This window comes from Streptococcus orisratti DSM 15617, assembly GCF_000380105.1.
In the GTDB taxonomy this organism is placed as follows: Bacteria; Bacillota; Bacilli; order Lactobacillales; family Streptococcaceae; genus Streptococcus; species Streptococcus orisratti.
The window spans coordinates 1-10879 of record NZ_KB904492.1; the positions used below are offsets into that span (position 1 = coordinate 1).

11 protein-coding genes and 1 pseudogene are annotated in these 10879 nt (G+C 37.4%); 6 read left to right on the top strand and 6 right to left on the bottom strand.

The features are described 5' to 3' along the window. Positions 1 to 1064: IS110 family RNA-guided transposase (locus tag A3I7_RS0108985; RefSeq protein WP_018376455.1), on the bottom strand; the 1064-nt coding region annotated here is incomplete at its 3' end. Positions 1065 to 1403: 339 nt separating this feature from the next. On the opposite strand from A3I7_RS0108985, the gene A3I7_RS0108990 reads away from it, so the two are divergent. After that, complete coding sequence (locus tag A3I7_RS0108990) at positions 1404 to 1883, top strand: GNAT family N-acetyltransferase (protein ID WP_018376456.1); 480 nt, start codon at positions 1404 to 1406, stop codon at positions 1881 to 1883. A gap of 119 nt (positions 1884 to 2002) precedes the next feature. Here A3I7_RS0108990 and rpsN read toward each other — a convergent pair whose 3' ends face one another. Both rpsN and aao read right to left on the bottom strand, forming a co-directional pair. After that, entirely contained in the window at positions 2003 to 2272 is a 270-nt protein-coding gene (rpsN, locus tag A3I7_RS0108995; RefSeq protein WP_018376457.1) for a 30S ribosomal protein S14, read from the bottom strand. Positions 2273 to 2618: 346 nt separating this feature from the next. Then, positions 2619 to 3791: an aminoacetone oxidase gene (aao, locus tag A3I7_RS0109000; RefSeq protein WP_026217209.1), complete on the bottom strand. Its 1173-nt coding sequence runs from the start codon at positions 3789 to 3791 to the stop codon at positions 2619 to 2621. A gap of 117 nt (positions 3792 to 3908) precedes the next feature. Here aao and A3I7_RS0109005 point away from each other — a divergent pair, with 117 nt between their 5' ends. Further along, on the top strand, positions 3909 to 4436 hold the full coding sequence (locus A3I7_RS0109005) for a DUF536 domain-containing protein (RefSeq protein WP_026217210.1): 528 nt from the start codon (positions 3909 to 3911) through the stop codon (positions 4434 to 4436). A gap of 717 nt (positions 4437 to 5153) precedes the next feature. Further along, positions 5154 to 5741 carry a 3'-5' exonuclease gene (locus A3I7_RS0109010; protein ID WP_018376460.1) on the top strand — a complete coding sequence of 196 codons (588 nt, stop codon included), beginning with the start codon at positions 5154 to 5156 and terminating at the stop codon, positions 5739 to 5741. Positions 5742 to 5937: 196 nt separating this feature from the next. On the opposite strand, the gene A3I7_RS0109015 is transcribed toward A3I7_RS0109010, so the two are convergent. From A3I7_RS0109015 to A3I7_RS0109025, 3 genes are all read right to left on the bottom strand, one after another. Then, a complete protein-coding gene (locus tag A3I7_RS0109015; protein ID WP_018376461.1) occupies positions 5938 to 6765 on the bottom strand; it encodes a PrsW family intramembrane metalloprotease in 828 nt (275 codons plus the stop codon). Positions 6766 to 7093: 328 nt separating this feature from the next. Then, a complete protein-coding gene (locus A3I7_RS0109020; RefSeq protein WP_018376462.1) occupies positions 7094 to 7789 on the bottom strand; it encodes a CPBP family glutamic-type intramembrane protease in 696 nt (231 codons plus the stop codon). 14 nt (positions 7790 to 7803) lie between these two features. Further along, a complete protein-coding gene (locus tag A3I7_RS0109025; RefSeq protein ID WP_018376463.1) occupies positions 7804 to 8334 on the bottom strand; it encodes an isoprenylcysteine carboxyl methyltransferase family protein in 531 nt (176 codons plus the stop codon). Positions 8335 to 8536: 202 nt separating this feature from the next. Between A3I7_RS0109025 and A3I7_RS0109030 the strand changes: the two genes are divergently transcribed. The 3 genes and pseudogenes from A3I7_RS0109030 to A3I7_RS13250 all read left to right on the top strand — a co-directional run. Further along, the gene (locus A3I7_RS0109030) at positions 8537 to 9187 is read left to right on the top strand and encodes a response regulator transcription factor (RefSeq protein ID WP_018376464.1); all 651 of its coding nucleotides are present in this window, start codon (positions 8537 to 8539) and stop codon (positions 9185 to 9187) included. A gap of 2 nt (positions 9188 to 9189) precedes the next feature. After that, entirely contained in the window at positions 9190 to 10554 is a 1365-nt protein-coding gene (locus A3I7_RS0109035) for a sensor histidine kinase (RefSeq protein ID WP_018376465.1), read from the top strand. Between the two features lie 140 nt (positions 10555 to 10694). After that, positions 10695 to 10879: pseudogene (locus A3I7_RS13250) on the top strand (IS4 family transposase); the annotation flags it as partial.

The following is a 10879-nucleotide window of genomic DNA, read 5'->3' on the forward strand; positions in this document are numbered from 1 at the left end:
TAAAAGTCTGCGATATGGCAAGGATTGGTATGACTGGCTGAAGCGATATTGTGGATACACTTGAACAGAATCTTTCTAGCGTAGGGATTGCCACGCTTGGTAATGTGTTCCTTAGCGAGAAAGTTACCCGATTCATAGTGTCTCAGGTCAATACCGATAAAGGCATTGATTTGATTGGCAGACTGAAAACGGCGAATATCTCCCAGTTCACCAATAATACTTGTTGCAGTAGTCTCAGCTATTCCAGGAATAGAAAGCAGAATGTTATATTCAGGTAATGGCTGAGCTAGTTCCACCATTTCATCTAAGACTGCCTGTCTCTGTTCAGAAAGTCTAAGCAATTCTTTTGTATAGTAACGGACTTCTTCCAGCATTGGAGAGGTTTTCTTAACGGCACAATAAGACTGATTTGCTAGTGCTATCAGCTTCTCGGCTAAGTAAGCCACACGCTTGTCAGATATGCGTTTTGAGGTGGACTGACGAATGCTCTCTGAGAGTTTATCCTTGCTTAACTCAAGCACGAAGTCCTTGCAAGGAAAGGCTACGACTAAGTTCCCGTATTGTTCCCCAGTTGGCGTTGATAAGATAGTCTCCAACTCTGGGAAAGTGACCTGTAGGACCTTGTGTAGGCGGTTTTTAGCCCGAACAATATCCTCAGTTAAGTTCTGATAGAATCGACTTAAATCTCGCAGTTCTTGATAGACTTCTTCTTGGACATAGGTTGGTTTACGATTCAGCACAAATTGAGATTGAGCCAGTTTTTCAGCGTCAATCTTATCTGTTTTCCGCACACGCAAGCTATCCAGTTGCTTCTTAGCTTCTAAGGGATTAAGTCGTGTATAAGCATAGCCGTTATCTTCTAGAAAAGCTTGAAGACGACGAGAATAGACACCTGTTGCTTCAAAGATGATTTCTGGCTTGTGGACGGTTTTCAAATTGCCAAGTAGCCGAGCAAAGCCAATGGCATCATTGGGCATGGTATAGCCATGAACCTTCTCGCCGTTGACTAGAATGGCCACTTCTGAACTTGCCTTACTCACATCAATCCCGAAAACTGCACGCATGATATTACCTCTTTGTCTTGAATGATTCCTTGTTTTAGAGATGTCATTTTCAATACTCGACGTCTAGCCGTCCCACATACTTTGATAACATTCTTTCTAAAACAGGTGTCTTGCCAGTTTTTATTGCGACGTCTAGCGTCAAAAGCCCCTTCGACTTAACAAGACACTTCTACTTTATCATAAAGAAAAAGTAGTGAGTACTTTCTCCCGTCAGAGATTTCCTCACTACTAATCTTAGTATGTTTTTAATGGATAACTTGTATCAAAAAACTATTGCATTTACAGTAAAATTTACTATAATAGAACCTAATAATTTTTTAAAAAAGGAGGGTATGCCTAATGACTATTATCCCATTTGAAGAGAAGTACAATCAGGCAGTGATTGATTTGATTATGGCTATTCAACAAGATGAGTTTGATTTGCCTATTTCTATTGAGGAACAACCTGATTTGTTAAATATTAAGGCTTCTTATCAAGATAAGAAGGGGGAATTCTGGATTGCCTTAGATGATAAAAAGCGAGTGGTCGGCTGTATTGGACTTGTCAGTCTATCCGATAATAATGTCGCTCTCAAAAAGATGTTCGTAGCTTCAAATTGTCGTGGAAGTGGCCTAGGCCGTCAATTAATCAAAACTTTTATAATTTATTGCCAAAAACATGATAAGAAAGTAATTTATCTCGGTACGACTTCAGTATTTTCTAAAGCTCAGCAATTTTATCAAAATCTTGGCTTCAAAGAAATCTCCAAACCTGAACTGCCAAGCGATTTTCCCTTGTTGGACGTAGACAATCGTCATTATGTTTATAAGATAAACTAAATAACGACAAAAAGAATAGGAATCCCAAGTGGTTATTTTACAGCATGTGGGATTCCTATTCTTTTTGTGATAAAGACTTGTCTTTCTTTCGATAGATTATTTTTAATGAGAGTTAATAATTACCAGCTGGCTTTTTTAACCCCTGGCAGTTGACCTTTATGAGCGAGATTTCTAAAGTTAATACGACTAACACCGAATTTTCGCATGTAAGCGTGAGGGCGTCCATCAATGCGGTCGCGATTTTTAAGGCGATTAGGGTTAGAATCCCGTGGAAGTTTGCGAAGTGCCTCATAATCACCTTTGGCCTTCAGCTCTCGGCGGAGGTCAGCATATTGTTCGATGAGTTTTAACTGCTTTTCATATCTAGCAATTTTAGATTTTTTAGCCATTAGTTCTCCTTTGCAATATAATTAACTGGTTAATAATCTTATCATAACACTTTATGGGAATAAAAGCAAGAAAAAATTAACTAGTTAATTTTTTCTTGCTGAATAAAGGAGATATTAAATAATATTTAGGCTTAATGACAATAAAACAGATGAAAAGTAGTAGCTAAACCTGAGATTATTCAAGCTGAGTTAATAAATTACTGTTATAATTTTCACAGACTAGCAAACAATTTTTTGAGTAACTAGAGTTTATCAGAGTTTGTATATGATGTTGGATATTTGTCTTAACATAGAAGAAAAAAATCTAATTGATATCTTGTTAACTTGGGAAGGAGAGTCTCAATTTTTAATAATGCACACTCCCAGCAACCCAGCCTGTACAGAGTGCAGCGGTAATATTAAATCCACCGGTATGGGCGTTGATGTCCAGTACTTCGCCAGCAAAATGAAGCCCAGAGACTTTTTTACTTTCCAAAGTTTTGGGATTGATTTCTTTCAAATCGATGCCACCTTTGGTAACGAAGGATTTGGCTAGGGACATTTTTCCAGTGATTTTGATGGGCATTTTTTTGAGTTTATCCACAAGTTGAGTCTCTTGAGTTGGGGATAACTGCTTAATTTTTTCTGGGTAATCCACAGCTAGGAAGTCAGCTAGACGTTCTGGGACTAGATTCTTCAAAGCGTTCTTGATGGATTTTTCACGGTTTTCGGTTAAATAGCTGTGCAAATCATCAGATGATGTTTGAGGTAGGAAGTCCAGCTCTGCTATTTCGCCTCCAGAGACAAAGCTAGATAGGCGCAAGGCCGCAGGACCAGATAGACCAAAATGAGTGAAGAGCAAGTCGTGGGTGATAATGTGTTTGCCGTAGCTAAGTGTAACGTCATCCAGCGAGATACCTTGCAACGCCTTATGTGGAAAATCTGTCAAAAGAGGACTTTCCGCAGATTCAAGCGGAGTGACTGATAGATTAAAATGTCTCGCAATGTCATATCCAAAGCCTGTGGAACCTGTGGATGGATAGGATTTACCGCCGGTGGTGACGATGAGTTTTCCACAGGTGAAAGCTTTATCTGCTGATTTTATGTGGAAAAGGTCATTTATTTTCTTGACAGAGACAACTTCTGTATTGGTCAAGACAGTAGCACCAAGTTCATGGATTTTAGTTTCTAGAGCGCCAATGATAGTTTGTGATTTATCCGTCGCTGGGAAAACGCGCCCGTGGTCTTCAACTTTTAGGGCTACCCCATTTTCCTCGAAAAAGTTAATAATGTCATGGTTGTCAAATTGCGAAAAGACGCTGTAAAGGAATCGGCCGTTGCCGGGAATGCCAGCTAAAAGATCATCTAGGCTACCGTTATTGGTGACATTGCAGCGACCACCGCCGGTGCCAGATAACTTTTTAGCGAGGCGTTTATTTTTTTCGATGAGGAGCGACTTTTGTCCATAGTAGGCGCTAGAGATGGTTGCCATCATGCCAGCAGGACCACCTCCAATAATAATGGTATCGTAATATGTCATGATGTTATTGTAGCATAAATCTATGTTTTTCAGTAGTTAAGTTTCTTAGGAAAATTGACAGAAAAGGCCTATTATGGTACTATTTTGGTAAGTAAATTCAAAGTGGAAGAGGGAAGTATGTCAATCGAAAAGACCGTTAGTGAGATTGCTGAGATTTTAGGGATTAGTCGTCAGGCTGTCAATAATCGCGTCAAAATGTTACCAGAAGAAGATCTTGAGAAGAATGATAAAGGTGTAACAGTTGTCAAACGCAGTGGTCTGATTAAGTTAGAGGAGCATTATAAGAAGACCATCTTTGAAGATGAGCCCATCAGTGAAGAAGTTAAGCAACGTGAACTTTTGGAAATCTTGGTGGATGAAAAAAACACTGAAATTACCCGTCTTTATGAACAACTCAAAGCTAAAGATGAACAAATTTCTGCCAAAGATGAGCAGTTACGTGTTAAAGATGTGCAGATTGCTGAAAAGGACAAGCAGCTTGACCAGCAACAACAATTGACTTTGGCTGCGATGGAAGACAGCAAGCGTCTGCAACTTGAGTTGAACGAAGCTAAAGCTGAAGTTGAAGAAATCCAAACAAAAGTAGAAGAGGAAGTACAAACAGTAGTTCCGAAGGGTTTCTTTGCGCGCCTTTTTGGAAAATAATTTTTGAGATGTTAGGGATAATCCTTACACACCTGTTCGTCAACAAGTTCTAGAAAGGCCTGTTGGCGATTTTTTATCAACACTTTCACATGTTACGCTATTGATTCCTCTTATGAAAATTTGTCCTAATTTGGACTTGGTGGACTGTCTATCAGTATTGGCTTTGTTATTTTGATGTTATAGTCAATTAGTTTATCTTTTATTACTTCGACGTAAGAGGAAACTCCGTTTCCTTATTTCCAACTTCAAACACTCCACTGGATTGTTTGGACTCACTCTGCCGTACTTTACGAAAGTGACTTGCTTCGCATGTCTTATTTCCAACCTAGAACAGCCTAGAGGCTGTTCTAGCAACCTGCAGCTCGTTGCCTAGTACTAAAAGCAAACTAAAAGACTATAATATTATAGGTAAATTGAAGGTGGATAGACAGTCTCGGGTTGGTAAGGTGAGGTGGCGGCAGGATGAAGATTTCAAGATTCACATTTTGTCCCGATATCTCTGCCTACAGTAACAACTAGGTATATTTAATCAAAATCAACAAAATGTAGGTAGAATTCTGCTACTTTTTAGCTTTTGGGTAGCAGCTTGTATCATTCTATTGGTGTTTTACACTCATCGACTTAAGTCGACAAGACCTGAGTTTGATTTTCGAGGTCTATTGCTATTTCTAACGGAATGCAAGAACATATCTGTTAGTATAATTTTTAGGAGAAAAAATGGAGAATTTAAAAGAGTATATCGCTTTTGATTTAGAGTTTAACACTGTTGATAACATCAGTCATATTATTCAAGTATCAGCGGTTAAGTTTGAAGCTGGTGTAGAGACAGCTAGCTTTGATAGCTATGTCTATACCAACGTTCCGTTACAGTCATTTATTAATGGTCTGACAGGTATTACAGCAGAGAAAATTGCTGGCGCTCCCAAGATTGAGAAGGTTATGTCAGAGTTTCAAGATTTTGTTGGTGAGACAGCTCTGATTGGCTACAATGCACATAAGTCTGATCTTCCTTTACTTATTGAAAATGGCTTAGATTTGACCGCGCTTTATAAGGTTGATGTATTTGATGAGGCCTTCAGTCGTCGTAGCACAGATTTGAATGGTATCAAAAACTTACAGTTACACACAGTTGCTGAATTCTTAGATATTTCTGGAAGAAGCCATAACAGTTTAGAAGATGCTCGCATGACTGCTCTTGTATATGAGAAATTTATGGAATTTGACGAAAATAAGACCTATCTCACTCAGCAAGAAGAAAGTCATGGTGACAATCCTTTTGCAGCCTTAAGAGATTTTTGGGGTTAGAATCTTTTTTTAGATTAGATTCTGTCAGCAGTTGTCTTTTTCAAATACAGTTCGTATCCCTAAAACCATCTTGATTATGGAAAATATTAGCTAGGCCAATACATCATACTGGTGAGTGCAAATTCTTTGAATTCATTAAAATTGCTGTTTATAAAAAATAAAAGGTTTCAGAAAATGAAACCTTTTTGTGATGTCATTACAGATTAACAAGAGCCTTTTCAGGCGGTAAAGCATCAACTGTTTTAAAAGCATAAAGTAAGATTAGCCAGTTGATGGTACCATAAACTGTATCAATGTTTGAAAAATCAAGAGGAGAGTTCCACATAAAGTGCATGGCAACAGGGGCTAAGAGGAAAAATACTCCCTGTTTTTTTGAGACAGAAGTGGTTTTACTCATCAATATGATCAATCCGAGTGCAAAAGTTCCAGAAAATACCCAGTGGGAAACGCCACTTGATGCGATACGTTCAAGAGCCATGCTGTAGCCATTGCCATCATTTTGAAAGAGATCTTGGAAAATATAGAAGCGGTCTTCGACAATTTGGAATCCCATTCCAGCAATCATTCCCATAACTAGCGCTGATTTAAGAGAAATTTGTCGTAAAAGTAGTGCGATTAAAAGGACAACTAAACCCTTACTGATTTCTTCAGTGAAAGGTGCTGTGAGGGCTCCTCCCCAGTTATCAATAAAATCTTTTGGCAAGTTGAGATTTAAGAGAATGAAGGAGAGACCACTGTTTCCTAAAGAACCTAAATTTGCAGGGATGGCAAGTCCAAAAAACCAACTCATCCAAAAGGCGGGACTTGGAATGTTAAAACGTTTTTTCAAATATAGGGTGAGAAAAACAAAAGGAACGATATAGATAAAGGTTAGTGATGTTGCTAGAAAAAAGGTCGGATAAAGATTACTGTGTCCATGACTTTTTGCCAATTCAGAGATATCAGCGTTTAAGCCAGAGATACTTAGTATAAGGAGTGCTAAAATAACAAAGTTAGAACGATTTTTTATCAAAAAAGTTTTCATAAAATTCTCCAATCTGATGTCATAGTTATTTATTATATATCTGAAAAAGTTATTTGTGAAGTGGTCAGTACATGAGCAAACAATCTAATGATAAAATTTTGATACTCTTCGAAAATCAAAATTATCCGTTGTCAACTTGCCTTGATGAACTCAAGTTCTATCGTCGGCTTCGTTTCCTAGGCTACTTTTGATTTTCATTGAGTATGATTTTATTTACTTAACCTGATAACTGTTGCTCTCATCTGTATTTTATTGCTCAGCAGGATGGTCGCTCTATCTCCAAATTTCCCCAGTCTTTTGTCAGATAGAAGCTAGTTCAATTTTGCTATTAGTAGTAAAAGAGATAAGTCAGGATTGTCAGTCCGAATATATCTGCTAAAGCATGCGCTAAGAAAAAGGGAAGCAAATTTTGCGGTTTCCATTTTTGATAACAAATGAAGAAAATACTACCAAGCAGAAGTCCTAGAGCAAGAGCGTTTCCAAGTCCTTGGTAGGTGTGGAAGCTACACCTAATGATTAGTGAATATAGAAAAGTCCATTTTATATATTGAGGTTTAAAGGTCAGGCAAACGCCTAAGAAAAAGATTTCCTCGTAAAAACCGTTTAATAAGGAATAAAGTAGGAGTGAAAGGTCGATCTTTGGAAAGATCTGCGACAAACTTGGTGTCAGGGGAGATAAATTGTAGCTAATCAAGGAATAAAGATCCATAGCAAGTGCTGATATTAAGAACAAGCTAATAACCTTTACAGCTAACCATTTCTCAAGCTTGATGTGACGTGTCCAGACTGAAAAATCAAAGTTTCGAAAGACAAGGTACAGAAAAGCTAGCAAGAGCCAAATTGACTGAATAACTAAAGCTTGATAATTTTGGAAACTAGAAAAGGTAAGGTTTTCCTCAAGGGTCGTTGTCTGGTTTGTCAGGGCGATGTATTGAAGGGTGGAATTGTAAATACCTTCTCCAAACATGATAAGAGTAAGGATTAAAATATCAAACCACTTAAGACATGTCAATTTTTCTTTCATGAGACCACCAATTTCTATTTTTGAATAATACCATTAGGAATGATAATGGTTCGCAAGAGTTCATCTTCCTGACGAATACGCCGACAGAGGAGGACAAGGTAGCAAGGAAAGAGAAGACTAAAGCTAATATAAGAATGACAAAGCAGAGTCAAACCAAGCAATTCGGGGATAATATTCAAATAATAATTAGGATGTTTTACTAGACGAAAAAGCCAGTGATCAATAAATTTATGATCCTTTACCAACATTAATTTTACTGTCCAAATACCTTTAAGAATACGTGTGACAAAGTACAACATCCAAATAGAAAAAGCAAGGAATACCAGTCCAATCGTACTGATCCAGTCAAAATTTTGTCCACGAAGAATCGCTTCAACTAAACAAGAAAGGTAAAAGAGAATATGTAGTAGTGTTAGTACTTGAGTATTTTTTTGACCGTATTCTCTCCCACCATTTTTCAGGATATTGGCTTCGTTTTTTAGTGATAATCTTAAAAAAAGTAACCGAGCCAAAAAAATTAGACAGACAATAACTGTAATTAGCATGTGTTCCTCCAAAAGTTGTTTTTGTATGATTATAACCATACATAAGTCGAGCTTTATTATAACAAAGATAATGGTATTTGACCTAAATTTCATCTGTTTTTTATCTGTTTTTTTAAAAGAGTTTCACTAACAAAGGTTCTCGGCTTGCATAGAGAACTGTCGGAGATTATAATAAAACAAGAAAGTTTTGTAGGGAGTTTTTATGGCGAAAATAATGGTTGTTGAGGACGATCGTGTTATCAACCAAGTTGTTTGTGAATTTTTGAGGGAAGAAGGTCATCAAGTATGCTCCACTTTTGATGGGAAACTTGCTTTGGAAGCCTTTTATAAGGAAACTTTTGATTTGATAATTTTAGATGTAATGATTCCATCAATGACGGGAATTGAAGTACTTAAAGAAATTAGAAGGACCTCTCAGGTTCCTGTCATGATGCTGACAGCTATGGATGACGAATATACTCAGTTGATTAGTTTTAATCATTTAATCAGCGATTATGTGACTAAACCATTTTCACCACTAATTCTGATGAAGCGGGTTGAGAATATTTTACGGCATCAAACGATTAGACAGACTATTGAAGTTGCTGATATTAGCATTTTGCCAGAGGAGGGATCAGTTAAGATTTCTGGACAAGAAGTCAATTTAACCAAGAAAGAATATGATATTCTCCTTTTTTTGGTTAATAGGAAGGGACGAATTGTAAGTAGAAGTCAGCTTATGATGGCTATTTGGGGTTATGAAGAGTTGGATAGCCGTGTCTTGGATAATCATATGAAGAATTTACGGAAAAAAATGCCCTCTCTTCCTTTAAAAACAGTTATTGGACGGGGTTACCAGATTACGGAGGAATAGGTGTGGGAATTGTTCGTAAAAATTTTCTGATTGTCAGTAGCTTGATTGCGGGAACGATTTTGATTTTGCTTGGGTTTATGGCTTATGTCATGCCGATTTACTATAATCAGGCTAAGCAACTTGAACTCAAAAAAGACTATGTCACGATTGTTAAAGAACTGGATGGGCAATCTAAGGAAAGCCTCCTCTCAAATTTTAAGAAGTATGATCAGCGTTATCCTAACATTTTACTTAATTTGTTAACATCATCGGGTGAAGCTGTTTATCCTAGTGCATCCGACAAGGAAATTATTGCTCAAAGTCAGCATTATTTGGAAAAGGGAAATTTTGATCAAATCGGAAGTTGGTCAAAATTAATCACGAGTTCTGATGGAGAAAAATACATTGTTCAAGCTGAATATGGTTTTCAATCTTTGTCTGGTGTTAGTCAAGTTTTAGTGACATTTTATCCTTTTATTTTGTTGGCTCTTATATTATTGTCAACTTTGGTGGCCTATATTTACAGTCACCTTTCTACCAAACGCATCAAGGCCATCTCGCAGACGGCAAGGCAAATGCAATTGATGGAAGAGGGAATATCTTGTCAAGTTAGCGGTCAAGATGAAATTGCAATCTTGGCACAGGATGTGAACTATCTTTATTCTAAATTACTGACAAGTATTGAAGAATTAAGAGCTGAAAATGTAAAAAGGGCGGCGCGTGAAGAGGAGCAGGCTGATTTTTTGCGAATAACTGCCCACGAGTTAAAAACGCCCATTGCTAGTATGTTAGGTCTTGTAGAGGGCATGATTTATAACGTCGGAGAGTTTAAAGATCACGAGACTTATTTGAAGAAATGTCGAGACATTTTGCAAGAGCAATCACAGTTAGTTTGTTCCATCTTGGAAGCCACAAATTTGGATCTCAGTTTGAAAGTTAAGCAAGAGCGAGTTGATTTGAAAGAACTGATAGAGCAGTATTTGACGCCCTATGAGGCACTTGCAAAAGTCCATTCTTACCAATTCATCGTAAATCTTGAGCCAGTATGGGTCAGCCTTAATTCAACTTATTTTGTAAAAGCAATAAAGAATCTTTTGGATAATGCCTTTCGCTATACAAAGGAAGGAGGGGCTATCCGAGTAAGTTTAACGGAGCATTATCTACGAATTGAAAATCAAGCAGAGCATTTACCTGACAAGGAAGAACTAGACAAATTATTTCTTCCGTTCTATCGTCCAGATTTTAGCAGAGCTAAAGAAGATGGGGGGACAGGGGTAGGACTTTACTTGGTCAAACAAATTCTGGAAAAACAAGGTTTTTGTTACCGATTGGAGCAAGAAAAAGAATTTCTTCAATTTACAATTTGGTTTGTAGATCCCTTGGACTAATACTCAATGAAAATCAAACCATATCATGACAAATAGAAATGGACTGGCTCTGCCACAATGTCATTAAGTTAACTAACCTATCACGTTTTGTGGTAGGTTAGTTTTTTCTATGGTACACTAAAAATAAAAGGGGAAAAGTCATGTTAGATCAGATTAAAGCTCATTTACTTGATAGTATTAACAACATCGTTTCCACCGCAAACCAGTTTGTGCTTCATCCTGAAAAAGATTTTAGTCGGAAAAGTCAGCTAACGATGAAAACCATGATTCAAGCTATACTGACCATGGGTGGTAATACCTTAGCCAAAGAGCTACTTGATTTAGA